Source organism: Novosphingobium sp. AP12 (genome assembly GCF_000281975.1).
GTDB lineage: Bacteria > Pseudomonadota > Alphaproteobacteria > Sphingomonadales > Sphingomonadaceae > Novosphingobium.
In genome coordinates this window covers 1-25,360 of sequence record NZ_AKKE01000048.1, presented here as the reverse complement: position 1 = coordinate 25,360, position 25,360 = coordinate 1, and the positions used below count along the sequence as shown (strand labels likewise).

23 protein-coding genes are annotated in these 25,360 nt (G+C 68.3%); 14 read left to right on the top strand and 9 right to left on the bottom strand.

Annotated features, from left to right (window positions below):
• Positions 1 to 113: 113 nt before the first annotated feature.
• Positions 114 to 2,006 (top strand): potassium transporter Kup, encoded by a 1,893-nt coding sequence (locus PMI02_RS08970; RefSeq protein ID WP_086000108.1) that lies wholly within the window; start codon positions 114 to 116, stop codon positions 2,004 to 2,006.
• 503 nt (positions 2,007 to 2,509) lie between these two features.
• Here the strand turns inward: PMI02_RS08970 and PMI02_RS08965 are convergent.
• From PMI02_RS08965 to PMI02_RS27030, 7 genes are read right to left on the bottom strand one after another with little or no spacing between them, the layout of a single operon-like run.
• Positions 2,510 to 3,208 carry a response regulator gene (locus PMI02_RS08965; protein ID WP_007681734.1) on the bottom strand — a complete coding sequence of 233 codons (699 nt, stop codon included), beginning with the start codon at positions 3,206 to 3,208 and terminating at the stop codon, positions 2,510 to 2,512.
• Positions 3,205 to 5,874, bottom strand: a complete 2,670-nt coding sequence (locus tag PMI02_RS08960; protein ID WP_007681733.1) for a sensor histidine kinase KdpD — start codon at positions 5,872 to 5,874, stop codon at positions 3,205 to 3,207. Before PMI02_RS08960 ends, PMI02_RS08965 begins: the two co-directional genes overlap by 4 nt.
• Positions 5,871 to 6,461: a potassium-transporting ATPase subunit KdpC gene (gene kdpC / locus PMI02_RS08955; protein WP_007681732.1), complete on the bottom strand. Its 591-nt coding sequence runs from the start codon at positions 6,459 to 6,461 to the stop codon at positions 5,871 to 5,873. Before kdpC ends, PMI02_RS08960 begins: the two co-directional genes overlap by 4 nt.
• 23 nt (positions 6,462 to 6,484) lie before the next feature.
• Positions 6,485 to 8,515, bottom strand: a complete 2,031-nt coding sequence (gene kdpB / locus PMI02_RS08950; RefSeq protein ID WP_007681731.1) for a potassium-transporting ATPase subunit KdpB — start codon at positions 8,513 to 8,515, stop codon at positions 6,485 to 6,487.
• A 12-nt stretch (positions 8,516 to 8,527) separates the two neighbouring features.
• Complete coding sequence (kdpA, locus tag PMI02_RS08945) at positions 8,528 to 10,231, bottom strand: potassium-transporting ATPase subunit KdpA (protein ID WP_007681730.1); 1,704 nt, start codon at positions 10,229 to 10,231, stop codon at positions 8,528 to 8,530.
• A gap of 13 nt (positions 10,232 to 10,244) precedes the next feature.
• Entirely contained in the window at positions 10,245 to 10,334 is a 90-nt protein-coding gene (kdpF, locus tag PMI02_RS08940) for a K(+)-transporting ATPase subunit F (RefSeq protein WP_007681729.1), read from the bottom strand.
• Between the two features lie 13 nt (positions 10,335 to 10,347).
• Positions 10,348 to 10,491, bottom strand: coding sequence for a hypothetical protein (locus PMI02_RS27030; protein ID WP_157222449.1), 144 nt, complete (start codon positions 10,489 to 10,491; stop codon positions 10,348 to 10,350).
• Between the two features lie 161 nt (positions 10,492 to 10,652).
• Here PMI02_RS27030 and PMI02_RS08935 point away from each other — a divergent pair, with 161 nt between their 5' ends.
• The 9 genes from PMI02_RS08935 to PMI02_RS08895 all read left to right on the top strand — a co-directional run bounded on the left by PMI02_RS08935 (position 10,653) and on the right by PMI02_RS08895 (position 19,885).
• On the top strand, positions 10,653 to 11,105 hold the full coding sequence (locus tag PMI02_RS08935) for a carboxymuconolactone decarboxylase family protein (protein WP_007681728.1): 453 nt from the start codon (positions 10,653 to 10,655) through the stop codon (positions 11,103 to 11,105).
• Positions 11,105 to 11,956 carry a sigma-70 family RNA polymerase sigma factor gene (locus PMI02_RS08930; RefSeq protein ID WP_007681727.1) on the top strand — a complete coding sequence of 284 codons (852 nt, stop codon included), beginning with the start codon at positions 11,105 to 11,107 and terminating at the stop codon, positions 11,954 to 11,956. The genes PMI02_RS08935 and PMI02_RS08930 overlap by 1 nt, the downstream gene beginning before the upstream one ends.
• 77 nt (positions 11,957 to 12,033) lie before the next feature.
• Entirely contained in the window at positions 12,034 to 12,450 is a 417-nt protein-coding gene (locus tag PMI02_RS08925) for a thioesterase family protein (protein ID WP_007681726.1), read from the top strand.
• Between the two features lie 115 nt (positions 12,451 to 12,565).
• Positions 12,566 to 14,992, top strand: a complete 2,427-nt coding sequence (locus PMI02_RS08920) for a DUF3772 domain-containing protein (RefSeq protein ID WP_007681725.1) — start codon at positions 12,566 to 12,568, stop codon at positions 14,990 to 14,992.
• 137 nt (positions 14,993 to 15,129) lie between these two features.
• Positions 15,130 to 16,338, top strand: a complete 1,209-nt coding sequence (nhaA, locus tag PMI02_RS08915; protein WP_007681724.1) for a Na+/H+ antiporter NhaA — start codon at positions 15,130 to 15,132, stop codon at positions 16,336 to 16,338.
• An 81-nt stretch (positions 16,339 to 16,419) separates the two neighbouring features.
• The gene (locus PMI02_RS08910) at positions 16,420 to 17,217 is read left to right on the top strand and encodes a hypothetical protein (protein WP_007681723.1); all 798 of its coding nucleotides are present in this window, start codon (positions 16,420 to 16,422) and stop codon (positions 17,215 to 17,217) included.
• A gap of 6 nt (positions 17,218 to 17,223) precedes the next feature.
• Positions 17,224 to 18,222 carry a 2-hydroxyacid dehydrogenase gene (locus tag PMI02_RS08905; RefSeq protein ID WP_007681722.1) on the top strand — a complete coding sequence of 333 codons (999 nt, stop codon included), beginning with the start codon at positions 17,224 to 17,226 and terminating at the stop codon, positions 18,220 to 18,222.
• Positions 18,219 to 18,887 carry a hypothetical protein gene (locus PMI02_RS08900; protein ID WP_007681717.1) on the top strand — a complete coding sequence of 223 codons (669 nt, stop codon included), beginning with the start codon at positions 18,219 to 18,221 and terminating at the stop codon, positions 18,885 to 18,887. The genes PMI02_RS08905 and PMI02_RS08900 overlap by 4 nt, the downstream gene beginning before the upstream one ends.
• Positions 18,884 to 19,885, top strand: a complete 1,002-nt coding sequence (locus PMI02_RS08895; protein ID WP_007681716.1) for a L,D-transpeptidase — start codon at positions 18,884 to 18,886, stop codon at positions 19,883 to 19,885. The genes PMI02_RS08900 and PMI02_RS08895 overlap by 4 nt, the downstream gene beginning before the upstream one ends.
• Before the next feature lie 9 nt (positions 19,886 to 19,894).
• Here PMI02_RS08895 and PMI02_RS08890 read toward each other — a convergent pair whose 3' ends face one another.
• Together PMI02_RS08890 and PMI02_RS08885 are read right to left on the bottom strand one after the other, a co-directional pair.
• Positions 19,895 to 21,853 (bottom strand): TonB-dependent siderophore receptor, encoded by a 1,959-nt coding sequence (locus PMI02_RS08890; protein WP_007681715.1) that lies wholly within the window; start codon positions 21,851 to 21,853, stop codon positions 19,895 to 19,897.
• Between the two features lie 63 nt (positions 21,854 to 21,916).
• Entirely contained in the window at positions 21,917 to 22,240 is a 324-nt protein-coding gene (locus PMI02_RS08885; RefSeq protein WP_007681714.1) for a hypothetical protein, read from the bottom strand.
• A 137-nt stretch (positions 22,241 to 22,377) separates the two neighbouring features.
• On the opposite strand from PMI02_RS08885, the gene PMI02_RS08880 reads away from it, so the two are divergent.
• From PMI02_RS08880 to PMI02_RS08865, 4 genes are all read left to right on the top strand, one after another.
• Complete coding sequence (locus PMI02_RS08880) at positions 22,378 to 23,007, top strand: DUF4198 domain-containing protein (protein ID WP_007681713.1); 630 nt, start codon at positions 22,378 to 22,380, stop codon at positions 23,005 to 23,007.
• A gap of 84 nt (positions 23,008 to 23,091) precedes the next feature.
• Complete coding sequence (locus tag PMI02_RS08875) at positions 23,092 to 23,721, top strand: glutathione S-transferase family protein (protein WP_007681712.1); 630 nt, start codon at positions 23,092 to 23,094, stop codon at positions 23,719 to 23,721.
• Between the two features lie 74 nt (positions 23,722 to 23,795).
• A complete protein-coding gene (locus PMI02_RS08870; protein ID WP_007681711.1) occupies positions 23,796 to 24,554 on the top strand; it encodes an SDR family oxidoreductase in 759 nt (252 codons plus the stop codon).
• Positions 24,551 to 25,360, top strand: an 810-nt coding sequence (locus PMI02_RS08865) for a hypothetical protein (RefSeq protein ID WP_007681709.1), incomplete at its 3' end; no start/stop codon positions are given. The genes PMI02_RS08870 and PMI02_RS08865, both read left to right, overlap by 4 nt.

The window sequence follows — 25,360 nt, the reverse complement described above, 5'->3', positions numbered from 1 at the left end:
ATGCCTCGCGCGGGTTTCCCCTATGGAGATCAAACGGGGTTCCATGCCATGTCCGGTAATCGACAACCACGAGGCCTGACTTGACCGACACCCCTGCCCACCCGGCCGCGCATCTGGAGCCTCACGCGGGGGCTCATGCAGGCACTCACGCCCAGGGCCGGCTGCCTACGCTGGCGCTCGGCGCTCTGGGGGTGGTGTTCGGAGACATCGGCACCTCGCCGCTCTATGCGCTGAAGGAGAGCTTCGTCGGCCACCATCCGCTGGTGGTGGACCAGCCGCACATCTACGGCGTCCTCTCGCTGATATTCTGGACGATGATGCTGGTGGTGACGGTGAAATACGTCTTCATCGTCATGCGCGCCGACAACGAAGGCGAAGGCGGCAGCATGGCGCTGCTGGCGCTGATCGCCCGCACGCTGGGACAGACGCGCTGGACCCCGGCGATCGCCATGCTCGGCGTGCTCGCCACCGCGCTGTTCTACGGCGATGCGATCATCACCCCCGCCATCTCTGTGCTCTCGGCGGTCGAGGGCCTGACCGTGGTAGAGCCCTCTCTGGGCCGGCTGGTGCTGCCGATCGCGGTTGTCATCCTCGTCGGCGTGTTCGTGATCCAGAAGCACGGGACCGAGAAGGTCGGCACCTTCTTCGGGCCGATCATGGCGGTCTACTTCCTGGTACTCGCGCTGCTCGGCGTGCTGAACCTTGCCCGCCACCCGGAGATCCTCGCGATCGTCAATCCGTGGTGGGCATTCCACTTCTTCGCGCTCGACCCCAAGCTGGCGTTCCTCGCGCTCGGCTCGGTGGTGCTGTCGGTGACCGGCGCCGAGGCGCTCTATGCCGACATGGGGCATTTCGGGCGCAAGGCGATCAGCATCGCCTGGCTCTACGCGGCGCTCCCCTGCCTCATGCTCAACTACGCCGGACAGGGCGCGCTGCTGCTCGACGATCCGGCGGCGGCAAGCAATCCGTTCTTCCTCCTCGCGCCCGAGTGGGCCCGCCTGCCGCTGGTGATCCTGGCGACCATGGCGACCATCATCGCCAGCCAGGCGGTGATCTCGGGCGCGTTCTCGGTCACCCGGCAGGCCGTGCAGCTGGGTTTCCTGCCGCGCCTGCGCATCCTTCACACCAGCGCGTCGGCCGCCGGGCAGATCTACGTGCCGATGGTCAATTGGCTGCTGCTGGGCTGCGTGATCCTGCTGGTGCTGTTCTTCCGCAGTTCGACCAGCCTCGCCGCAGCATACGGTATCGCGGTGACCGGGACGATGGTCATCACCAGCTGCATGCTGGTCGTGCTGACCTTCAGCGTCTGGCGCTGGCCGCCGCTGGTGGCCGGCGGCGTCACCGGGCTGTTCCTGTTGATCGACGGCGCCTATTTCCTCTCCAACGCCACCAAGATCCCCGACGGCGGCTGGGTGCCGCTGGTGGTCGCCGCGATCGTGTTCCTGCTGCTGACCACCTGGTCGACCGGCCGCAAGATCATGCGCCACTACCTTGCGGTGGGGGCCATGGACCTCGACCTGTTCATCCGCTCGACCGCCGGCTCGCTCCGCCGCGTGCCCGGCACCGCCATCTTCCTCTCCTCGAGCAGCGAGGGCGTGCCTCCGGCGCTGCTCCACAACGTCAAGCACAACAAAGTCCTGCACGAGCGCGTCATCATCCTGACCGTGACCCCGCAGGCCGTCCCCCACCTGCCCGAAGAAGGTCGGATCGAGGTTTCGGACCACGGCTCCAGCTTCTACCGCATGCGCCTGCGGCACGGCTTCATGGAGGACGTGGACATTCCCGCCGCGATGAAGACCGTCACGCAGTGCCAGGGCCCTATCGGCAAGATGGACACCAGCTACTTCCTCAGCCGCCAGACCCTCATCGCCTCGGAGCGCCCCGGCATGGCGATCTGGCGCGAGAAGCTGTTCGCCTGGATGATCCGCAACGCCGCGACGCCGATGGAATTCTTCAACCTGCCCACCAACCGGGTCGTGGAGCTGGGCTCGCAGGTAGAGATCTAGGTCACACCCTAGTTCCGCATCCCGTCACCCCAGCGTCCTGGAAGGCAGTGCGGAGCACTACGCTGGGACAACGATTTTTTACAAAACGAACCATTTAGGTTATACTCCGCGACATCCGCCAGCCGAAGTACAAGGCATGGCGGTGTTTTCGGGTCGACGTCATGGGCGGAGGGTCGCGAGTTCAAGTTGCAAACCTTGCGCGTTCCCATGCGCTCATACGGATCAGTCATCGTGGCTCTGGCCCGGCGTTCCCCTGGTTGGAACGCTCTCCCGGAAGTCCCCTCGCCTGTGCTAGACGCGGACCCCATCGCAGCGAAGCGCCGATCTATGGAACTACAGGTCAAGCCGGGCTGAACCATGCCTCTATCTGGCACCCGCTCGCAAGGCATAACCCACTACAAGTACCCGCGCCCTCAGGCATGGGCGCCCGTGACGCCGACCCGACGTTTTTCGCGCAGTTTCCGGCGTAAGGCCCGCACTCGCCAGCGGGCGTTTTCGTGCGTCTATGCCCCCTCCACCAGCCGCAACCGATAGCCGATGCCCAGTTCGTTGCTGATGATCTGCGGGCGCTGGGGGTCCGTCTCCAGCTTCTGGCGCAGGCTGCGGACGAGGACGCGCAGGTATTCGACGTGGTGCTCGTGCTCGTTGGGCCAGACCTGCGCCATGATCTGGTTGTGGGTGATGACCCGCCCCGGAAACTTCGCCAGCTGCGCCAGCACCGCGTATTCCTTGGGCGTCAGGTGGACCTCGCGCCCGGCCTTGGTGATCGTGTGGGACAGCAGATCGATGGTCACGTCCCCCACCGCCAGCGCCGCCGCCGCGCCGCCGCGCGTGGTGCGGTTGCGCAGGGCGACGCGCACGCGGGCGAGCAGTTCGTCGGTGTCGAACGGCTTGGTCAGGTAGTCGTCGGCGCCGAGGTCGAGCGCGGCGACCTTCTCGTCGGTGGCGTCGCGGGCGGAGACGACGATCAGCGTGGTATCGCCCTCGCGCTTCACCAGCGGCACCAGCTCCAGCCCGTCGCGGTCGGGCAGGCCGAGGTCGAGGAGGACAACGTCGGGCCGTTCCGCCCGCAGCCGCTCCAGCGCCTCGCGCCCGGTCCCGGCCTCGATCGCGGCATAGCCGGCCCGCTCCAGCGCGGCGAGGATGAGCCGGCGGATGTGCGGCTCGTCGTCCACCACCAGGACCTTGTCGCGCAGCTTCATGACATTTCCCTGTCTTCGATAGTGGCGAGGATCAGCGCCTGCGGAATACGCAGGGTGAAGCAGGCGCCGTGCGGGTCCTCGTTGTTCGTGGCCGAGACCGACAGCCCCATGGCCTCGGCGAAACCCTTGACGATAGCGAGGCCGAGTCCGGTGCCGTGGCGCACCCGGTCCGAGCCTTCGAGCCGGGTGAACGTCTCGAACACGCGCGCCTCCTGGCCCGGAGGGATGCCCGGCCCCTGGTCGACGATCGAGAGCAGCAGCGCGTCGGGCACGCGGCGGCAGCGCACCACGATCGGCGTGCGGGGATCGCCGTAGCGCCCGGCATTGTCGAGCAGGTTGATGAGGCAATGGTGCAGCAGCACCGGGTCGAGCCGGACCAGCGGCACGCCGGGCGCGATATCGACCTCCACCTCATGCCCCTGCAGCGAGGCGCGGGTGTCGTGGACGGCGCTGGCAACGGCGTCGAACAGGTCGGTCGCCTCGGGCTTCATCGGCAGTGCGCCCGCCTCCACCCGCGCCATGTCGAGCAGGTTGGCGACGAAGCGATTGAGCCGCCGCGCCTCGGTTTCCACCACCTCCGCCAGTTCCACGGAGGGCCGCAGCTTCATCTCCTGCGCCGCCGAGAGGATGGTGGTGAGCGGGGTGCGCAGGTCATGCCCGACCGAGGACAGCAGCGCCGAACGCAGCCGGTCGCGCTCCCCCACTGCCTGCGCCTTCAGGTTCTCCTCCTCCAGCGCCATGCGGTCGAAGGCGATCGAGGCCTGGTCGAGCAGGCTCATCAGCAGCGGCACCTGGTCCGAGCGCACCGGATCGCCCGCGTCATCGCGCGCGAGGCCGAGCACGCCGAGCACGCCCCGCGTCGTGCGCAGCGGGTGGAACAGCCAGTCCGAGGCGGTGAGCGTGGCGGAGCCGCGCCCGGCGGGTTGCTCGTTGTCTATCGCCCACTGCGCGGCGGCCTGCTCGATCTGCTCCAGCCGATCCTCGGGCGGGTAGGCGGCGCTGAGGACGGGGCCGTCGGACGAGGGCAGCAGCAGCACCGTGCGCACATCCAGCAGGCGGGCGACTTCGGCGCAGATCGCCTGGACCAGTTCCTCGCGCGTGGCGGCGATCGTCAGCTGGCGCGAGAAGCTGGCGAGCGCGGCGTTCTGCCGCGCGCTCGCCCCGGCAAGGTCGGCTTGCGCCCGCACCCGCGCGGCCAACTGGCTGGTCACCACCGCGACGCCCAGCAAAACGAGGATCGAGATGACGTTCTCGGGATTGCTGACGGTGAGGGTGCCGTTCGGCGGCAGGAAGAAGAAGTTGTAGGCGAGGCTCGACGCCAGTCCCGCGAACAGCCCCGCGCGCACGCCGAAGGTGGCGGCGGCGAACATCACCGGGATCAGGAACAGCAGCGCGATGTTGCCGAGGTCGAGCGCTTCGAGCAGCAGGCGGCCAAGCACCGTCATCGCCGCCACCGTGAGCAGCGACCAGAGGTAATGCGCCGGGCGGCCCCAGTCGATCCGCGTCGCCTCGCGCGGCCTCTTGGGCTCGGCGGCGGGAGTGCCGGATGGCAGGACGTGGATCGCCACGTCGCCCAGCGTGCGCACCAGCCGGTCCACCACCGAGCCGTTGCGCAGCTCGAAAAGCCACGAGCGGTCCGACTTGCCGATGACGATCTGCGTCGCCCGCGCGTCCTGCGCGAACCCGCGCAGGCCCTCGACCACGCTGGCGGCGGGGATGCTCGCGGTGGAGGCGCCGAGGCGCGAGGCGAGCGCCAGGGTGTCGGCAAGCTGGCGGCGGTCGGCGTCGGTGAAGTGGCGGTCGCGCTGGGTCTGGATGTGGACGGCGGACCACGGCGCCTTGAGCGCATCGGACAGGCGCTTGCCCGCGCGGACCAGCCCGGCGGCGTGCGGCTGCTCCGAGATGGCGACCAGCACCCGCTCGCCCACCGCGAAGCTGCCCGCCAGCGCATTGGCGCGCAAATGCTCCAGCATCTGCGCATCGACCGCCTGTGCCGCCCGGCGCAGCGCCAGTTCGCGCAAGGCTGTGAGGTTGGACTTGGAGAAGAAGTGGCCCAGCGCCCGCGTCGCCTCGTGGGGGACGTAGACCTTGCCTTCCTTCAGCCGCTCGATCAGCTCGCCCGGCGGGATGTCGACCACCTCGATCTCGGCCTGTTCGAGCACGCTGTCGGGGATCGTCTCGCGCACGCGGACTCGGGTGAAGGAGGCGACGAGGTCGTTCAGGCTCTCGACGTGCTGGATGTTGATCGTCGAGTAGACGTCGATCCCGGCGGCGAGCAGTTCCTCGACGTCCTGGTAGCGCTTGGGGTGGCGGCTGCCGGGCGCGTTGGTGTGGGCAAGCTCGTCCACAAGCACCAATTGGGGCGCGCGTTCGAGGATGGCGTCGAGGTCCATCTCGCCAAGGGTATGGCCGACATGGTCGACCTCGCGGCGAGGGATAACCTCGTGGCCTTCGACCAGCGCCTGGGTCTCGCGCCGCCCGTGGGTCTCGACGACGCCGACGACCACGTCGATCCCGGCCTCGCGGCGCTGGTGGCCGTCGGTCAGCATCTCCCAGGTCTTGCCGACGCCAGGAGCCGCCCCGAGGAAAACCTTGAGGCGGCCGCGCCCCTCCTGCGCGGCGGCGCGCAGGAGGGCTTCGGGAGAGGGTCGGTCGGGCTCGTTCACGGATTTGGCTTAGCGCCAATCGTGTCCAGTCGTCGATTGAGTTCGAACACGTTGACGCGCGGCTCGCCGATGAAGCCGAGCAGCGGGCGTTCGACGGCCTCGCCGACGAGGCGGCGCAGGGCTTCGGGCTCGATGCCGCGGACGCGGGCGACGCGCTCCACCTGATACAAGGCCGCCTCGGGGGTGATGTGGGGGTCGAGCCCCGAGGCGGAGGTGGTCACCAGGTCGGACGGAACGGGTCGGCCTGGTGCCGCAGTCTCTTGGCGCTGGATGTCGGCGCTGACCCGGTCGGCGAGCGCCTGCGAAGTGGGGCCGAGGTTGGAGCCCGACGAGGCGAGCCCGTCGTAGCCCTTGCCGGCGGCGGAGGGGCGCGTCTGGAAGTAGCGCTCCGAGGTGAAGGCCTGCCCGACCACGGTGGAGCCGATAACCTTGCCGTTCGCGGTGACGAGGCTGCCGTTGGCCTGGCTGGGGAACAGCAGCTGCCCGATGCCGGTCAGGGCGAGCGGATAGGCGAGGCCGAGCAGGATGGCGAACAGCAGCGTCATGACGAGGGCCGGGCGCAGCGATGAGAGGATGTCATTGTTCATTTGAGATCTCCTTGGGCCGGCGATCACGCCAGCCCCAGCCCGGTGACGGCGAGGTCGATGAGCTTGATGCCGATGAACGGCGCGACGAGGCCGCCTAGCCCGTAAACGGCGAGGTTGCGCGCCAGCAGCGGCCCCGCGCCCATCGGCCTGTAGGCCACGCCCTTCAGCGCGAGCGGCACCAGCAGCGGAATGATCAGCGCGTTGAACACGATCGCGGACAGGATCGCGCTTTCCGGGCCGGAAAGACCCATTACGTTGAGCACGCCGAGACCCGGATAGAGCGCGACGAACATGGCCGGGATGATCGCGAAGTACTTGGCCACGTCGTTGGCGACCGAGAACGTGGTCAGCGCGCCGCGCGTCATCAGCAGCTGCTTGCCGAGGCCGACGACCTCGATGAGCTTGGTCGGGTCGCTGTCGAGGTCGACCATGTTGCCCGCCTCGCGCGCGGCTTGGGTGCCGGTGTTCATCGCGACGCCGACGTCCGCCTGCGCCAGCGCGGGCGCGTCGTTGGTGCCGTCGCCGCACATGGCGACGAGGCGGCCGCCCTGCTGTTCCTTGCGGATCAGCTCCAGCTTGTCCTCGGGCGTGGCTTCGGCGAGGAAGTCGTCCACCCCGGCCTCCGCCGCGATCGAGGCGGCGGTGAGCGGGTTGTCGCCGGTGATCATCACCGTGCGGATGCCCATTGCCCGCAGCTCCCCGAAGCGCTCGCGGATGCCGGCCTTGACGATGTCCTTGAGGAAGATCGCGCCGAGCAGCCGCCCGTCCACCGCCACGGCCAGCGGCGTGCCGCCGGCGCGGGCGATCTCGTCGGTGATGCGGCGCAATTCGGTCGCGGCGGTGGTGGCCCCGGCGCCGGGATTAGCCTTGAGGATCGCCTGCACCGCGCCCTTCTGGATGACCCGTCCGCCGGTATCGACGCCCGAGATGCGGGTCTGCGCGGTGAAGGGGATGACCTGCGCCCCCTCCGGCAGCGCCGAAGTATCGAGCCCGAACTGCTCGCGCGCCAGGACGACGATCGAGCGGCCTTCGGGCGTCTCGTCGGCGAGACTGGCGAGCAGCGCGGCTTCGGCGAGTTCGCCGACATCGGTGCCGCCGACGGGGCGGAACTCGGTCGCTTGGCGGTCGCCGATTGTGATGGTGCCGGTCTTGTCGAGCAGCAGCACGTCGATGTCGCCCGCCGCCTCCACCGCGCGGCCCGATTTGGCGAGCACGTTGAAGCGCACCAGCCGGTCCATGCCCGCGATGCCGATGGCCGAGAGCAGCGCGGCGATCGTCGTCGGGATCAGCGTGATGAACAGCGCCGCCAGCATCGAGATCGGAATGGAGCCCCCGGCGTAGGATGCGAAGCTGGGGATAGTGCCGACTGCGATCAGGAAGATGATCGTGAGGCCGACAAGCAGGATGGTCAGCGCGATCTCGTTGGGCGTCTTCTGGCGCTCGGCCCCTTCGACCAGCGCGATCATGCGGTCGAGGAAGCCCTGCCCCGGATTGACGGTGACGCGCACCTGAATCCGGTCGGAGATGACGCGGGTGCCCGCGGTGACCGCCGAGCGGTCGCCGCCGGCCTCGCGGATCACGGGCGCGCTTTCGCCGGTGATCGCGGCCTCGTTGACGGAGGCGACGCCGGCGACGACCTCGCCGTCCGAGGGGATGAGGTCGCCGGTCTCGACCAGCACCACGTCGCCGACCCGCAGGGCACTGGCGGGGACTTCCTCGAAGCCGTCCCCACGGAGCCGCTTGGCGATGAGATCCGCCTTGGTGGCGCGCAAGGAGGCGGCCTGCGCCTTGCCGCGCCCTTCGGCGAGCGCTTCGGCGAAAGTGCCGAACAGCACCGTCAGCCAGAGCCAGAGCACGAGCTGGATCTTGAAGCCGGCGGCGAGCCCGTCGTGCCCTGCGATGAGCAGCACGGTGAGCAGCACCGCGACGACGGCGGTGGTGAACATCACCGGGTTGCGGATCAGTTCGCGGGGGTCGAGCTTGCGGAAGGCGTCGCCGATCGCGGGAACGATCAGGTCGGCCGTGAAAAGCGATTTCTGCGGCGTACGGGCCATGGTCATGGGTCCTTAGAAGAGCTGGCCACGGATCATCGCGAAATGATCGGCGATGGGGCCAAGCGCGAGACCGGGCAGGAAGGTCAGGCCGCCGACGATCAGCACGATGCCGATCAGCAGGCCCGTCCACAGCGGTCCGGTGGTCGGGAAGCTGCCTGCGGTGGCGGGCGTGTGCTTCTTGGCGGCAAGGCTGCCCGCGACGGCCAGCATCGGGATGATGATGAAGAAGCGGCCGACCCACATCGCCACGCCCAGTAGGCCGTTGTAGAACGGCGTGTTGGCGCTCAGTCCCGCGAAGGCCGAGCCGTTGTTGCCGACGGCGGAGGTGAAGGCGTAGAGGATCTCCGAGAAGCCGTGCGGCCCCTTGTTGAGCGGACCTGCCAGCCCGGCCTCAGTCACCGAGGCGATGGCCGTGAAGCCCAGGATCATCAGCGGCAGCACCGCGATCGCCAGGACCGCCAGCTTGACCTCGCGGCCCTCGATCTTCTTGCCGACGTACTCGGGTGTGCGGCCGACCATCAGCCCCGCCACGAAGACGGCGAGGATGGCGAACAGCAGGAACCCGTAGATGCCCGCGCCGACGCCGCCGATCACGACTTCGCCCAGCTGGATGTTGAACAGCGGGATCAGTCCGCCCAGCGCGGTGAAGCTGTCGTGCATGGCGTTGACCGCGCCGCAACTCGCTGCCGTGGTGACGACGGAGAACAGCGCCGAGCCGACCACGCCGAAGCGGACGTCCTTGCCCTCCATGTTGCCGCCGGCCGCGCCGAGGCTGTGGAGGATGGGGTTGCCCGCCGCCTCCTGCGAATAGGTCACGGCGGTGCCGACGAGGAAGATCGTGAGCATCGCTGCGAGGATCGCCCAGCCCTGGCGGGTGTTGCCCACGGCCTTGCCGAAGGTCCAGGTTAGGCCGAAGCCGATGACGAAGATCGACAGCATCTGCACCAGGTTGGTCAGCGCGTTCGGGTTCTCGAAGGGATGCGCGGAGTTGGCGTTGAAGAAGCCGCCGCCGTTGGTGCCGAGCATCTTGATCGCCTCCTGCGAGGCGACCGGGCCGAGCGCGAGGGTCTGCCTGATGCCCTCCAGCGTCGAGACGTCGACCGATCCCGCGAGCGTCTGCGGCACGCCGCTCGCGATCAGGAACAGCGCGTAGACCACGCAGATCGGCAGCAGCAGGTAGAGCGTGACGCGCGTCATGTCGGCCCAGAAGTTGCCGATGCCCGTCGCGCTCCGCCGCGCGAAACCACGGAAGAACGCGAAGGCGAGCGCGATGCCAGTCGCCGCCGAGAGGAAGTTATGGATCGTAAGGCCGAGCATCTGGCTGAGGTTCGACATCGTCGATTCCCCGCCGTAGCTCTGCCAGTTGGTGTTGGTGGTGAAGCTGACGGCGGTGTTGAACGCCAGCGGCTCGCTCACCGCGCCGTAACCCAGCGGGTTCAGCGGCAGCAGCCCCTGCGCGCGCAGCACCAGATAGGTCAGCGCCAGCAGCGCCGCGTTGAACACCAGCATGTGGACCGCATAGCGGCGCCACGACTGGTCCTCGTCGGGGTCGATGCCCGAGAGCCTGTAGAAGCCCCGCTCTACCGGGCCGAGAACGCTGTGCAGCGGCGTGCGGTGTCCTTCGTAGAGGGCGTGGAGCCACAGCCCCATCGGCTTGGTGAGCGCCAGCAGAACGGCGACGAAGGCCGCGATCAGCAGCCATCCCTGCAATGTCATGGGAGTGCCCCTCCTAGAAGCGTTCGGGCCGCGCGAGGACGGCGACAAGATAGACGAGGAGGCCGAGCGCGGTCAGCGCCGCCAGCCAGAGGTCGAGTGTCATGATCGCCTGTCCCTCACGCGCGCTGGCACAGGGCGACGTAGCCAAGGCTCGCCGCCAGCAGGGTAAGGAAGAGGCCGATCCAGAGGATGTCCTGCATGGGTGATGCTCCTGCAGGCGCGGCCGCGAGAGGGCGGCGCGATTCGTCTGCAGGCGCCAAGTAGGCCGTGCCGCCGTTGCAATTCGAGACGAGACCAGGCCCGCCCGCATAGTATTTTCATATGAATTGGCGAGTGCGGCGAAAAAAGTTCGCCGCCCATGTCACACCGGCGCGCGCTGCCTCGTCATGTCGGCATCAACCCCGAAACAAGGATGAGCCCCATGCAGCCCCGCGCCGATATCTACTCCGTCTCGCCCGCAATCTTCAAAGCCTGGTACACATTTTCCGAACAGGTCGCAGCGAGCGGCGTGGAGAAGCCGCTGCTCGAACTGGTCAAGATCCGCGCCTCGCAGATCAACGGCTGCGCCAACTGCCTCAACATGCACACCGCCGAGGCGCGCAAACTGGGCGAGACCGAGCAGCGCCTGCATTTGCTGGCCGCGTGGCACGAGGCTCCGTGCTACACCGACCGCGAACGCGCCGCGCTGGGCTGGACCGAGCACATGACCGAGGTGGCCACCCGCCGCGCGCCCGATGCCGTCTACGCGGCGCTGGACGCCCAGTTCAGCAAGGAGGAGCAATTGAAGCTGAGCCTGGCGATCGTGGTCATCAACGGCTGGAACCGCCTCGCGGTCGGCTTCAATCTCTATGCCCCGGAGCTGGGCTGGAAGTAATGGACCACGCCGCCGCCAGCTTCGACGCCCACCGCACCGGCCTCCTGCGCGTCGCCTACCGCATGCTCGGCTCCATGGCCGATGCGGAGGACGTCGTGCAGGAGGCCTTCATCCGGTGGGCGCAGACGGACCGGGCGGCGGTGCTGGTTCCGGCCGCGTTCCTGCGCCGCGTCGTCACCCGCCTCTGCCTCGACCACCTGAAATCCGCGCGCGTGCGCCGCGAGAGCTACAGCGGGCCATGGCTGCCCGAACCGGTGGTCGAGGAGGAACCGGACGAGGACGTCACCCTACCCCTGATGCTCGCGCTCGAGAGGCTCTCCCCGCTCGAGCGCGCGGCGTTCCTGCTCCACGACGTGTTCGGCGAGAGCTTCGAGGATGTCGCCGCCTCGATCGGCCGCGATGCCGCCGCCTGCCGCCAGCTTGCCAGCCGGGCGCGGACCAACGTGCGGGCGGAGCGGGTGCGCTACCGCGTGGACCGCGAGCAGGGGCTGGAACTCGCCGCCGCGTTCTTTCAGGCCTCGCGCGGGGAGGGCGTCGCCCAGCTCGGCGCGCTGCTCGCCGACGGGGTGCGCATGCATGCCGACGGCGGCGGCAAGAGGCCCGCCGTCGCCCGCGTCTTGGTCGGCACGAGCGAAGTGGTGCGCGCCCACGCCGCCATCGCCCGCCTCGGCCACGGACCATCGCAGCTGATCCGCTACGGCTTCGTCAACGGCTTGCCGGGCTTCGTGACCCGCGAGCCGGACGGCGTCCTCCAGACCACCGCGCTCCTGGTCGAGGACGGACTGATCCGCGCGATCTACGTCATGCGCAACCCGGACAAGCTGCGGCATCTGGACAAGGCCGCACATTAAGCCCGAATGCGACGGACGCCCACCCAATCCCGCTTTTCGGCTACCTCTCGCCTTGTCGGAGTGTTAGAAGGGCCGACGTGAACAACGCTATCCCCCATCGCTTCCATGTCGGCATCGAGTCCGACGACATCGACTTCATGGGTCATGTCAACAACGCCAGCTATCTCAAGTGGGTGCAGGCCGCCGTGCTCGATCACTGGCGCGCATTGGCCCCGTCGGAGGCCGTGGCCCAGCACCTGTGGGTCGCGCTCAAGCACGAGATCACCTACCGCAAGCCGGCCTTCATCGACGACGACGTGATCGCCACGGTCCTGCTCGAGAAGGTCCAGGGCGCCCGCGCCATGTACGAAACGGTGATCCGCCGGGGCGAGGAAGTGCTGGCCGAGGTCAAGTCGAGCTGGTGCTGCGTCGATGCCACCACCCTGCGCCCCGCCCGGCTGGCGCGCGACATCATCCAGCGCTTCTTCACGAGCGAAAGCGCCGACCCGGCCTGAGCCGGGCTCCGGTCGGCGCGCATTACTCCGGGCACCATGCCTGCGGACATTGCCCCCTTGCGCATTGCTGCCTAACCGGGGCACCGTCCCGGTCCCCCCGCCAGAGAATGCACTGATGTCCGTCTTCGTCCGCCTGCTGCTAACCCTGCTTCTTGTCCTGGGAACCGCACCCGCGCAGGCGCAGGTGGCGCCGACCGCCGAACTCTCGCGCCAGATCGCGCAGGCGGAAGCAGATCTGCGCGCCGTCGACCGCGCCCTGGACACCCCCGTGGACGCGGACGATCGCTCGGCGCTGCGGGTCAAGGCGCTGGCGGTGCAGCAGACCGTGCGCGCGACCGAAGGCCAGCTGGAAGACCAGCTCGCCATGGTGGACGCGCGCATAGCGGGGCTCGGGCCAGTGACGAAGGACGTGGCCGAGGCGCCCGATATCCAGCGCCAGCGCCAGAACCTCGCCCGTAACCGGACGGTGATCGACGCGGCGTTCAAGCGCGGCCGCCTTGCAGAAGTCGAGGCGCAGCAACTCGTCGACGAGATGGACCGTAGTCAGGCGGAGCAACTTAACGAGACGCTCTCCACCCGCGTCCACTCCCCGCTGGCCCCCGCGTTCTGGACTTCGCTGTTCGCCTCAATGCCGCGCGACATGCGCCGGGTCGACCTGTTCCTGACGCAGGGTTTCAAGCAGATCCGCGCGCAATGGGACGGGGGGCTCCCCTGGCAGGTGCTGCTGGGCGCGGCGCTGGCGTTCGCCTTCCTGTTCCCGATCCGGCTCGCCGGTCGCCGCTTCGGCCAGCACTACCTCATCGGCAGCGCGCCGGGCCACCGCGTCCGCCGGTCGGTCTACGCGCTGTGGCGGGTACTGGTCGGCACGCTGGCGCCCGTGCTCGCCGCCTTCATGCTGGTGCAGGGTTTCCGGTGGGCCGGCCTGCTTCCGCAGCGCTGGGACACCCTGCTGGACGGTTTCGTCGGCGCCACCGGCTTTGCCGCGTTCACCGCCTCGCTCGCGGGGGCGCTGCTGATGCGCCGCCAACCCTCGTGGCGGATCGCACCGCTGGCGGACGAGACGGCCAAGCGCCTCCATCCCATGATCCTGCTGCTGGCAGGAATCGCCTTCGCCAGCGTCCTGCTCGATTACTTCAACAGTGCGGTGGGCGCGAGCCGCACGGCGATGGCGGCCTGGCAGATGATCGAAGGGGTGGTCCACCTCACATGGATCGCCGCCTTCCTGCTCCTGCTCGGCCGTCTTCGCGCGGCCCGGGCCGACCGGCACGAAGCGGAAGGCGGATTGCCGATCGGTGCCGGCCTCGCGATGGCCACGCTGGTCACCTGGGCGCTGGTGATCCTGGCGCTGATCGCATTGGCCTGCGGCTACGTCGGGCTCAGCCTGTTCGTCGCCCGGCTCATCATCTGGGTCGCGATCCTGGGCGCCGCGCTCTATCTCCTGCTCGGCACCGCTGACGACGTGGCGACCACGCTGTTCAGTCGCGACAGCCATCTCGGCCAGACCCTCAGCCGGACAGTCGGCCTGCGCGGCAGCGTGGTGGACCAGTTCGGCGTGCTGATTTCGGGCGCGGTGCGCATCCTGCTCGTGCTGGTCGCGCTGGGCCTGCTGACGATGCCGTTCGGCGGCGGCGGCGGGCTGGGCAGCGTGTTCGGCCGGCTGGGCACCTTCGCGCAAGGGATCGAGATCGGCGGCGTCGCCATTTCGCCGGGCGCGATCCTGCGCGCGGTCATCGTTCTTACCCTCGGCCTTGCCATCGTGCGCGGCTTCACCGGCTGGCTGGAGAAGCGCTACCTGCCCGTCACCGACCTCGACGGTTCGGCGCGCAATTCGGCGGGGCTGGTCGCGCGCTACGTCGGCATCGCGCTCGCCATCATCTGGACGCTGGCGTCGCTGGGCATCGGGGTGGAGCGGATCGCGCTGCTGCTCTCCGCGCTGTCGGTCGGCATCGGCTTCGGTCTCCAGGCGATCACGCAGAATTTCGTCTCGGGCCTGATCCTGCTGGCCGAGCGCCCGATCAAGATCGGCGACTGGGTGCGCGTCGGTACCGACGAGGGCGACGTGAAACGCATCAGCGTGCGCTCTACCGAAATCACCCTCGCCGACCACTCGACGCTGATCGTCCCCAACTCGGAGCTCATCACCAAGACCGTGCTCAACAAGACGCTGTCGAGCCCGCTGGGCCGCATCCAGATCCAGTTCTCGGTGCCGCTGGGCACCAAGGTCGACAAGGTCCTGGGCATCGTGCTCGGCGCCTTCGTGGAGGAGCCGGCCGTGCTGGAGGACCCCGCCCCGGCCGCCTTCGTCGATTCCATCGCCGACGGACGCATCCTGTTCAACTGCTTCGCCCACGTCGGCTCGCCCCGCGACGTCTACGGCGCGCGCAGCCGTACGTTCCTTGCCCTGCTGCGCGAGTTCGCCGCCAACGAGATCGACATCGGCACTGTGCCCCAGCGCCTGGAAGTGCTGGCCGAACATCCCCGGCTGCTCGAGCCGCGCCGGAAGGACGAGGATGAGGCGCCGGGGAATCCCGCCCCCACCTGACGTTTCCAACCTGCCGCCATTGTGCATCGCGGCACGGGGTGCGATAGAAAAGGCGGGTGTCCGGTCTTTGCGGGAGCGGGCAGGGTCTTTTGCGCTGGTCGGGCCGCCAGCGCCGTGAACGCCTGCCCGGAGACCCCATGGCCCCGATCACCCGCAAGTACGTCAGCTCTCTTCGCCAGTTCCTGACGGGGCAATCCTCCGCCGGACTGGTGCTCATGGCCTCCGCCGCGCTGGCGCTGATCGTCGCCAATTCGCCGCTGGGGGACAACTACGAAGCCCTGTTCCACGCCCCCCTCGGCCCGCTTTCGCTCCACGAGTGGATCAACGACGGGATGATGGCGGTGTTCTTCCTGCTCGTCGGCCTGGAGATCAAGCGCGAGGTGATGGACGGGCAATTGTCCAGCTGGCCGCGCAGGGTCCTGCCCGGCATCGCGGCGGCAGGCGGGATGGCCGTGCCCGCGCTCATCTACATCGCCTTCAACCCCGGCCCCGGCATCGGTGGCTGGGCCATCCCCTCGGCGACTGACATAGCCTTCGCGCTCGGGGTCATCGCGCTGCTGGGCAGCCGGGTGCCGGTGTCGCTCCGGGTGTTCCTGACCGCGCTCGCCATCATGGATGATCTCGGTGCGGTCATCATCATCGCGCTGTTCTATACGACCACGCTGTCGCTGCCGGACCTCGCGGGCGCGGCAGTCGTGATCGCGGCGCTGTTCGCCCTGAACCGGATGCGCGTGGTTCGCCTGACGCCCTACCTCATCCTCGGAGCGGTGCTCTGGGTGCTGGTCCTGCGCTCGGGCATCCATGCGACGCTGGCCGGCGTCGTCCTCGCCTTCGCGATCCCGCTCAAGGCGACGCCGGGCCGGCCGGACGCCGAAGGCAGCAGCCCGCTGCACCGGCTGGAACATGCGCTGCACCTGCCTGTCGGCTTCCTCGTGGTGCCGATCTTCGGCTTCGCGAACGCGGGCGTGGCGTTCCTGGGCCTCTCGCCGGACGCCCTCGTCGCGCCGGTCACGCTCGGGGTGGGGCTGGGCCTGCTGCTGGGCAAGCCGATCGGCGTGCTCGGCTTCTCGATGGTGGCGATCCGGCTCGGCCTGGCCGACATGCCCGCCCACGCCGGGCGGCTGCAGATGGTCGGCGTGGCGTTGCTGTGCGGGATCGGCTTCACCATGAGTCTGTTCATCACCCTCCTCGCCTTCCCCGGCGCGCCGATCCTGCAGGCCGAGGCGAAAGTCGGAATCCTTGCGGGGTCGTTCCTCTCTGGCCTGCTCGGCTATGCGCTGCTCCGCGTCGCCCGGCGCGACATGCCGGCCACGCCATCTCGAAAAGACGTCTTTCACCCGAAATAATTCGAAGCCAAGTTGTTGGAAAATCGCGCCTCGTGTGCGACCATCGATACGTATTATTCCAATAGCGGACAGGGACCTGAGATGCGCAAGACCACGACTCTCACGATGTCCGCGGCGCTACTGTTTTCCGCGCCCGGCCATGCCGAGCCGCCGTCGGGACTACGCGATCTCGTCGGGGCGCGGGCTGCAGGCGGCGAAACCCAACTCGAGAGCCGGGGCTGGGTTCACATCAAAACCGAAACCGGCGACGACCGCAAGTGGAGCTACTGGTGGCAGCCCGCGCAGAAGACCTGCGCCAGTGTCGCGGTGATAGACGGCCGGTTCGATGCCATCACCACCACCCCCGCGCCCGACTGCAACCAGAAAGCGAGCAAGAGTTCGAATGGCGCGGCGATCGCAGCAGGCGTGGGCGTGGCCGCGATCATCGGCGCCATCGCGCTCGCCCACAAGTCGCATAACCACGAGGACGGCAAGCACTACCCGGACGACGCCTCCGACGCCGGCTTCGAGCGCGGCTACCGCGACGGTCTCTACAACGAGCCATACCACAACTACGACAAGTCCGATCCTTACTCGCGCGGCTACGAATCCGGCGTGTCCCAGCACGGCCACGAGACCAGCTACCGCGGCGGCCACCGTTCCGACGGCGCCGGGTACAGCCCCTCGGTGGGCGTCAACGACCTCGTCGACGCGCGCGGATCGAGCGCGGATGGCGAGATGCAGAGCCGGGGCTTCCGCAACGTAGGCGGGTTGAAGAGCGGCAACACCAGCTACACCTACTGGTACAACGGCCGCACCCGGCAGTGCGTGCAGATGGGCGTCGCCGATGGGCGCGTTCAGAACGTGTCCGACATCGGCACCTACCAGGGCTGCAAATAAACCTCCATGCGCGTCGCCGTCTATGGAGCCCGCAGCTACGACCGTCAGTTCCTGACTGCCGGCAATGCCGCGCACGGTCATGACCTTGTCTTTCTCGATGCCGGGCTGAGCCCGCTGACCGTGCCGCTGGCGGCGGGGTGCGGCGGCGTCTGCGCCTTCGTCAACGACAGGCTCGATGCCGAGGTGATCGAAGGGCTGGCGGCACTGGGCGTTAAGATCGCCGCGATGCGATGCGCCGGGTACAACAACGTCGACCTCGCCGCTGCCGCCGATGCCGGTATCGCCGTTACGCGCGTTCCCGCCTATTCGCCCCACGCCGTCGCCGAGTTCACCGTGGGCCTGCTGCTCGCGCTCGACCGCAACATCCACCGCGCCTGGTCGCGGGTACGCGAGAACAACTACTCGCTCGACGGATTGGTAGGCCGCAACCTCCACGGCCGCCTCGTCGGCGTCGTCGGCACCGGCCAGATCGGCGCGCTGGTGGCGAGGACCCTGCGCGCCGGATTCGGCTGCGAGGTGCTGGCGAGCGACCCCGTGGTCAACCCCGAACTCGAAGCCATCGGCGTGCGCTACAGCACGCCCGAAGCGCTGCTGCGCGAGGCGGAGATCGTCACTCTCCACTGCCCGCTGACGCCCGAGACCCGCCATCTCATCAATGCAAAGACGCTGGCCGAGGCGCAGCCCGGCCTCGTCATCGTCAACACCAGCCGGGGCGCGCTGATCGACACGCAGGCGCTGATCGACGCGCTCAAGACGCGCCGCATCCGCGGCGTCGCGCTCGACGTCTACGAGCAGGAAGCGGGCATCTTCTTCGGCGACCTGTCGAACGAGATCATCGATGACGACGTGCTCCAGCGATTGCTCACATTCCCCAACGTCCTCGTCACCGGCCACCAGGCGTTCCTCACCGAGGAAGCGCTCACCGCGATCGCCGAGACGACGCTGACCAGCCTCACCGACTTCGAGAACGGCCGTCCGCTCGCCAACGCGCTTCACGCCGGATGAACTTCGTCCAGTGGCTCAACTCGCTCGACGAACTGCTCTATGAGCTGATGAGCTGGCTGGTGTTCTTTCCGGTCACATTGTGGAGGATCCTGCGCCGGCCCCTCGCCACGATGCAGTACGCGGAAGACCAGCTGCAGCTCGACCCGGACGTGCAGTATCGCGGCACCGTCAGCCCGCCGATCATGCTCATCCTGACCATCCTGCTCATGCAGGGAATCGGCCTCGCCATCGACGGCACCAGCCCCATCGTCGCCAGCCACAGCGGGCTGGCGGGGCTCGTCAACGACAACACCTCGCTGCTGCTCCTGCGGGTGGTGCTGTTCGGCACGTTCGCGCTGATGCTGGCGACGCGCAAGGTCAACCGCAGCAGCGCCGACCTCGACCGCGATACCCTTAAGCCGCCATTCTACGCGCAGTGCTATGCGATTTCGCCCTTTGCGCTGCTGCTGAGTGGAGGGTTGAACGCGGCGATGCACCATCACGAATGGGTCCAGATCACGGGGCTCGTGTCGGTTCTTGCAGGGTTCCTGTACTACGGCGTGGTCCAGGTGCGCTGGTTCCGCCATGAACTGGGCCAGTCCTACCTGCGCTCCTTCCTCGACGCCTCGATCGGCATGGCTGCGAGCCTCGCCGTCACCTTCACGCTTGGGGTTCTTTTCAAATGACACGTACCGGCCTCGTCCTGTCAGGTGCGCTCATGCTTTGCGCGCTTTGGGCAAACCCGGCCGCCGCGCAGGGATCGACGGCCAGCTCCCCGGCGGAGTTCGCCCGGACCGCTGAGCGGCTGAAGCCGGGCCAATGGGTCTGGGCACCGGCCATCGCGCCGAGCGGGCCGGTGCTGGTCTACGTTGACCTCTCGCGCCAGCTGGCGACGGTCTACCGCAACGGAGTGCGCATCGGCGTGACCTCGGTATCGTCGGGCAAGGCGGGACACGAGACGCCTACCGGGGTCTTCACGATCCTCCAGAAGGACGCCGACCACCACTCCAGCGTCTACAACAACGCCCCGATGCCCTACCAGCAGCGCCTGACCTGGGACGGCGTGGCGCTCCACGCGGGCGGCCTGCCCGGCTACCCGGAGAGCCACGGCTGCGTGCACCTGCCCTACGGCTTCTCGCGCTCGCTGTTCCAGATAACCTCGATCGGGGCGACCGTCGTGATCGACGGCGACGCCATCGACCATGTCCGCTCCACCGAGGCCAGCCTGCTCGCGCCTTATGATGCAAAGGGCCGCAAGCTGGCCTCCGACACGCTCGGCAGCCAGCAGTTTACCTGGACGCCCGAGCGTTCTTCCAAAGGGCAGATGACCATCATCGTCTCGAAGCGCGAGCAGCGCGTCGTCGTCCTGCGCAGCGGCATCGAGATCGGCCGCAGCGTAGCCGAAGTCGCTGACGACGATCCGGGCACCCACGTCGTCACCCTGACGCGCACCGCCGCCGGCAAGCGCCGCTGGATCTATGTCGGCCTACCCGGCCACGCCGAGGAGCAGGGCCGCGTTGTCGACGAAGCGGTGATGAACCGCATCCACCTGCCCCGCCGGTTCTACGAATCGGTGCTGGCCGCGCTGCAGCCGGGCACGACGATCCTCATCACCGATTCCGCCGTTGGCACGGCCCCGGACGAACCCATGACCGTGCTCGACGCGGTAGCGCCGACGCCATAGGACGAGGGGCTAGCCGCCGAACTTCAGGCGGATGCCTCCGTTGAGGACGAAGCCTTCGAGCGGCCCCCAGGCATCGACCGTCCAGCGCCCGTCCGGTCCCCGGCTCGGCCGGACCAGCGGGTCGTACTGCGTCTGGCGCTTGCCGAAGACGTTCTCCGCATTGAGGAACAGCCGCGCCTTGCCGAGCGAGATCTCGCCCATCATGCCGACCTCGAAGTAGCCGGGCGACCGGGTGCGATAGGGGTTGTCCTCCAGCGACTGAGGACCGGTGTAGTACACCTCCAGGCCGAGCCTACCCTTGTCATGCTCCTCCCACATCGCGACGAGTCCACCGGTGTGCTTGGGAGTGAGCGGGACGGTGCGGCGGCGGGCGGCATCGGGATCGGGCTCCTTCGCATCGACGTAGACGTAGCTGCCCGTCACCGTGAAGCCGTTACGCCGGTAGCGCAGCAGCAGTTCGGTACCCCGGATGCGCGTGGTCCCATCGACGTTGATCAGCCGCACGCGGTCCACGGCGACCGTCTCCAACCGCGTGGTGTCGCTGGTGTTGGAGCCGAACAGCGTCACGTTGGCCTCGATCGGCCCCGCTTTGTAGCCGACGTCCAGCGATGCCGTCTTCGCCGATTCCGCCTTGAGGTCGCCGAGGGGTTCCAGCCGCGACAGGCCCGCCGCCTCGATCTCCTCGACGAACGGCGTCGGCGCATAGAATCCCCGCCCGCCGGAAGCCCGGATGGTCCAGCGTCCCGGACGGTAGAGCAGCGAGAGGCGGGGACTGAACTGCGTGCCATACTCGTCGTGGAAGTCGACGCGCCCGCTCGCCGCCATGGTCACCTCCGGCCCGAGGTCCTGCTCCAGCTGGGCGAACAGCCCCGGCACGACGTAGGCATAATCGAACGCTCCGAAAGTGCGCGAGCGAAAGCCATCGCGCTGATAGGCCGCGCCCCCGATCCACGACGTCGTGCCGCTCCTGCCTGACAGCGAGGCCTCGGCGAACACGGTGTCGTGGCGATCATTCTCGGTCACGTCGCCGAACACATGGCGATGGTCCTGCGTCATGCCCGAGGCGCGCAAGTGCGCGGTCCACACACCGTCCAGCGGCACCTGCGCCACCAGCCCGGCGTCGAAGCGGTCGGTATCCTGCAACTGCACGAACGTGCTGCCGTCCGGCGTGGTGCGGCCGGGCAGCATGCCGCCGCGCCGCTGCTCGGTCATGGCGCCGGCGGTCAGGAACATCGAGGCGTTGTCCCCGCCCTCCCAGAACACGCGCGGGCGCACGGTCCAGCGCTCGTAGCCGGGCATGTCGATCCAGCCGTCGTCGTCGAGGTCCTGCCGGGTCTGGCGGTGATAGCCCCCGGTGATCGACGCGCCCCAGCCCTCGGCCAGCGGAGCCGAGGAATAGGCCGTCAGGTCCTGCCCATCGCGCGAAGTCACGTTGAACAGCGCTTCCGCCTCTGGCGCGCCAGCCGGTCGCCGCGAGACGAGGTTGATGACCCCGCCCAGCGCCGAAGGACCGTAGAGCGCCGAGGCCGCACCCTTGATGACTTCGACCTGGCCAAGGTCGGTCGGCGGGATCTGCAGCAGGCCGAGCGAGGACGCCTGCCCCCCGTAAAGCGGCAGTCCATCCGCCAGAAGCTGGGTGTAGCGCCCGTCCATGCCCTGCACCCGGATGTTCGCCGCGCCGAGCGCCGGGGAGGTGATCTGCACGCGCAGGCCGCCGGTTTCACTCAGGATCATGACAATGTTGCCCGGGCGCATGAGGATCTTCTCCTCGATCTCGTCGCGGTCGATCACCTCGACGCGGACGGGTTCGTCCTGCACGCGGCGGCCGGAGCGAGTGGACTGGACGATGATCTCCTCGCCGCCCTTTTCTTCGGCGGCGGGCGTATCGGGGACGGACTGGGAGACGGCGACGGAGGGCACGAGGAAAACAACGCCTGCAAGCAGGACGTCACGGACGGGGGAATGCATTGGAAATAGGCTCCTGAACTCGGCAGTCGAGAGGCAGGCGCGAAGGCCCGCACGACGGTCGCTTCAGGCTGCGGGAGGCTCCAGCGGCGGGGCCTGGGGAGCGGAAGTCAGGGCCCGGATAGCGCGGGCGAACAGCGGTGCGGCGGTGGAAACGGGCACGGCTAGCGCCGGTGCGAGGCCGCCTTCGGGCGCGACCGGGCAGTGGCTATGACCGAGGTGGGTAGCATGTGACTGCTCCCGGTCGACGCCGGCGCCTTCGTCAGGCGGGGTTTCCAGACCGGCTTCGGCGCAGTGATCGACGCAGCATTCCTCGGCCTCCGCAGGCGAAAGCTGGAGCCCGCACCACAGGACGCCGAGTATGATCAGGAGATTTATCAGCCCGCGCATGGGGCGCACATAGAGCAGACATGGGGCTTCGTTAAGGCATCCTTGGACAGGCCTGCGATTTTCCGGCTGGCTGCGCCCGATTTCGCGGCTACTGTGTCTCATTCTCAACATAGCCGATGAAGCTAAAGGAGCCTGAAATGAAAGCCAGATACTTCGCACCCCTGCTCGCCGTGTTCGCCTTTTCCTCGGCGCAGGCGCACGAGGTATGGATCGAGCGTGACGGCAACGGCCCCGCGCGCATCTATCTCGGTGAGCCGGCGATGGACATGCCCGAGGGCGGCGATCCCGAGTTCGGCAACCTCAAGGCGCCCAAGCTCATAGGCGGCGGCAGCGCCCCGATGGTCCGCAAGGCCGGCTACCTCGAAGTCGCGGTCCCGGCTGGCGACGTGCGCGCGCAGGACGATGCGGTGTTCAAGCCCTGGGGCCCGGACGACAAGAAGGAAGGCATCGTCTACTACGCCCGCGCCGGCCGCAGCGACGCCCGCGCGGTGATGCCCTTCGAGATCGCACCCGTCAGCGCCGGTTCCAGCCAGTTCAAGCTGATCCGCGACGGCAAGCCGGTGGCCGATGCCGACGTCACCGTGATCTCCCCCGACAAGTGGTCGAAGTCGCTCAAGACCGGCAAGGACGGCACGTTGACCGTCCCTGTGCGCGGCAAGGGCCGCTACCTGCTCTCCGCCTCGCACAAGGAGGAAGGCGCGTTCGACACTTCGGGCGGCAAGGTCGCGGTGCTGTACCACACCGCGACGACCACCTTCGTCGACTGAGCATCGCGGCCATGACCGGGGCCTCGGCAACCGCCGCGGGGCCCCGGCATTATACGCAGGGCCCGCGACCGCAAGGACATACCCATGATAACCGTCCACCACCTCGAGAACTCTCGCTCGCAGCGCATCCTGTGGATGCTCGAGGAACTGGGGATGCCCTACGAGGTCAAGCGCTACGAGCGGAACAAGGCGACCATGCTCGCCCCGCCCGAACTGCGCGCCGTGCATCCGCTGGGCAAGTCGCCGGTCATCGTCGACAGCGACACCTCGCTGACGGTGGCCGAGACGGGGGCGATCATCGAGTACCTCGTCGCCAAGGCAGGCGGCAGGCTGGGGCCGCCGGACGACGCCGAAGCGGCGCTGCGCTATCGCTATTTCCTGCACTATGCGGAAGGCTCGCTGATGCCGCCGCTGGTCATGAAGCTGGTGCTCGGCCGGGTGCCGCTGTTCGGCAAGTCCGCGCAGAAGCGCATCCAGCCGATGATCGATGTCCATCTCGATTTCGTCGAAAGCGAACTCGCCTCGCGTCCGTGGTTCGCGGGCGAGGAGTTCAGCGCCGCCGACATCATGATGAGCTTCCCGCTGGAGGCCGCGCGCGACCGCGCCGGGCTCGATGGCTCACGCCCCGCCACGAGCGCATGGCTCGAGACGATCCACGCCCGCCCCGCCTACGAGGCCGCGCTCGAGAGGGGCGGCCCCTACAGGTACGCCTGAGCCGGGAACGGGCCAGCGCCGCCGCCGTTGAACTGATGGTGCTCGCGCTGTGCGGGCCACTCTCGGGGAATGGCATGACCGATCTGGCAGACGCGCACACCGGGCATCCGACACTCAAGGGCCGACAGGCGGTGATCTCGGGCGGCACCACCGGCATCGGCCGCGCCATCGCTGTGCTGCTGGCGAGCGAGGGCGTGAAGGTCTTCGTTTGCGGCCGGACTCCCGAGCATCTCCAGGACTCCCTCGCCCGCATCCGCGAGGTCGGCGAGGGCGACGGCATCGCCCTCGACCTTGCCGAGCCTGACGGCGTCGACCGTTTCTTCGAGGCCGCGAGAGCGTATCTGCCCTCGCCCGACATCGTCGTGATCAACGCCGCCGTCCCGGCACGCGCGCTTTCGGACATGAGCGCCGAGGAAGTCCGCTATGCCATCGCCGCCGATTTCACCGCCTACGTGATGAGCGCCCATGCCGCCGAGAAAATGCTCGGCGACAAGGGCGACATCGTTCTGATCGGTTCGATGAGTGCGCATGTCCTTGGCCCCGGCTCGACGGTCTACGCGGGCATGAAGGCCGGGATCGCCGGGTTCTCGGAGGCCTTGCGCCGCGAACTGGGGCCAATGGGCATCAAGGTCGCACTGGTCGAGCCCGGGAAGACCGGCGCCGACTTCCAATATCCCGATATCCCTGCGGAGAAGCAGCGCGCAATGATCCACGCCGAATCCATGCTGAGGGCCGAGGATATCGCGGTCGGCGTGCACTACCTGCTGACCCAGCCGCGCCGGGCGGTCGTCCAGCAGCTCACCATAGTCCCCCGCGCGCAGGACGGCGAATGAAGTTCGCCGTCGACAAGCTGGTCGTCACCCCCGGGGATATCGACCTCGCCCGCTCGCCGCTCGCCGGCCATCTTGGCGCCGAGACCTACGTGCTGGGCGCGTTCAACCCCGGCCTGACTCGGCTGGCCAGTGGCAACCTGCTGGCGATGGTGCGCGTCGCCGAGGCGCTGCGTCATCCGATCCACGACGGGCACGTCCACGCGATCCGCTGGGAAGATGGCCGCTACGTGCTCGACGCCTGGCCGCTGGAACATGCCGACACCGCCGACCCGCGCAAGTTCATGCTGCGCGGCGGCGAATGGCCGGTCATGGCGCTGACCTCGCTGTCGTGGCTACTGCCGGTCGAACTGTCGCCGGACGGGCTGGACGTGGTCGCCTTCCATTACGACCGCGCGGTGGCGCCCACCCACGATTTCCAGTGCTACGGGGTGGAGGACGCGCGAATCAGCCGCGTGGAGGGGCGTTATCTGATGACCACCTGCTCGGTCAGCCCGGAGCGGCATTCGACCACGCTCTACAGCTCGCAGGACGGGCTCGACTGGACTTTCGAGGCGATCGTGCTCGATCACCAGAACAAGGACATGCTGATCTTCGAAGGGCTGGTCGGCGGGCAGTACTGGGCGCAGACGCGCCCGCTCGGCGATCTCTACTTCGCCTATCCGCCGGGCAGCGAGTGGCGCGCCGGACCCTCGATCAACCTCGCCCATTCTCCCGACGCACTGTTCTGGAAGCCGTGGCACAAGCCCGGCATCCGGCCCCACTCCGCCACCGTGGCGACCGCCCGTATCGGCGGGGGTGCCCCGCCG

Bases quoted from the DNA above. Each gene is read 5' to 3' on its own strand.
- PMI02_RS08965 (WP_007681734.1), bottom strand. From the start codon at position 3,208: ATGAAGCTGCGCGACAAGGTCCTGGTGGTGGACGACGAGCCGCACATC.
- kdpC (WP_007681732.1), bottom strand. From the start codon at position 6,461: ATGAACAATGACATCCTCTCATCGCTGCGCCCGGCCCTCGTCATGACG.
- kdpB (WP_007681731.1), bottom strand. From the start codon at position 8,515: ATGGCCCGTACGCCGCAGAAATCGCTTTTCACGGCCGACCTGATCGTT.
- kdpA (WP_007681730.1), bottom strand. From the start codon at position 10,231: ATGACATTGCAGGGATGGCTGCTGATCGCGGCCTTCGTCGCCGTTCTG.
- kdpF (WP_007681729.1), bottom strand. From the start codon at position 10,334: ATGACACTCGACCTCTGGCTGGCGGCGCTGACCGCGCTCGGCCTCCTC.
- PMI02_RS08935 (WP_007681728.1), top strand. From the start codon at position 10,653: ATGCAGCCCCGCGCCGATATCTACTCCGTCTCGCCCGCAATCTTCAAA.
- PMI02_RS08930 (WP_007681727.1), top strand. From the start codon at position 11,105: ATGGACCACGCCGCCGCCAGCTTCGACGCCCACCGCACCGGCCTCCTG.
- PMI02_RS08920 (WP_007681725.1), top strand. From the start codon at position 12,566: ATGTCCGTCTTCGTCCGCCTGCTGCTAACCCTGCTTCTTGTCCTGGGA.
- nhaA (WP_007681724.1), top strand. From the start codon at position 15,130: ATGGCCCCGATCACCCGCAAGTACGTCAGCTCTCTTCGCCAGTTCCTG.
- PMI02_RS08910 (WP_007681723.1), top strand. From the start codon at position 16,420: ATGCGCAAGACCACGACTCTCACGATGTCCGCGGCGCTACTGTTTTCC.
- PMI02_RS08905 (WP_007681722.1), top strand. From the start codon at position 17,224: ATGCGCGTCGCCGTCTATGGAGCCCGCAGCTACGACCGTCAGTTCCTG.
- PMI02_RS08900 (WP_007681717.1), top strand. From the start codon at position 18,219: ATGAACTTCGTCCAGTGGCTCAACTCGCTCGACGAACTGCTCTATGAG.
- PMI02_RS08895 (WP_007681716.1), top strand. From the start codon at position 18,884: ATGACACGTACCGGCCTCGTCCTGTCAGGTGCGCTCATGCTTTGCGCG.
- PMI02_RS08890 (WP_007681715.1), bottom strand. From the start codon at position 21,853: ATGCATTCCCCCGTCCGTGACGTCCTGCTTGCAGGCGTTGTTTTCCTC.
- PMI02_RS08885 (WP_007681714.1), bottom strand. From the start codon at position 22,240: ATGCGCGGGCTGATAAATCTCCTGATCATACTCGGCGTCCTGTGGTGC.
- PMI02_RS08880 (WP_007681713.1), top strand. From the start codon at position 22,378: ATGAAAGCCAGATACTTCGCACCCCTGCTCGCCGTGTTCGCCTTTTCC.
- PMI02_RS08875 (WP_007681712.1), top strand. From the start codon at position 23,092: ATGATAACCGTCCACCACCTCGAGAACTCTCGCTCGCAGCGCATCCTG.
- PMI02_RS08870 (WP_007681711.1), top strand. From the start codon at position 23,796: ATGACCGATCTGGCAGACGCGCACACCGGGCATCCGACACTCAAGGGC.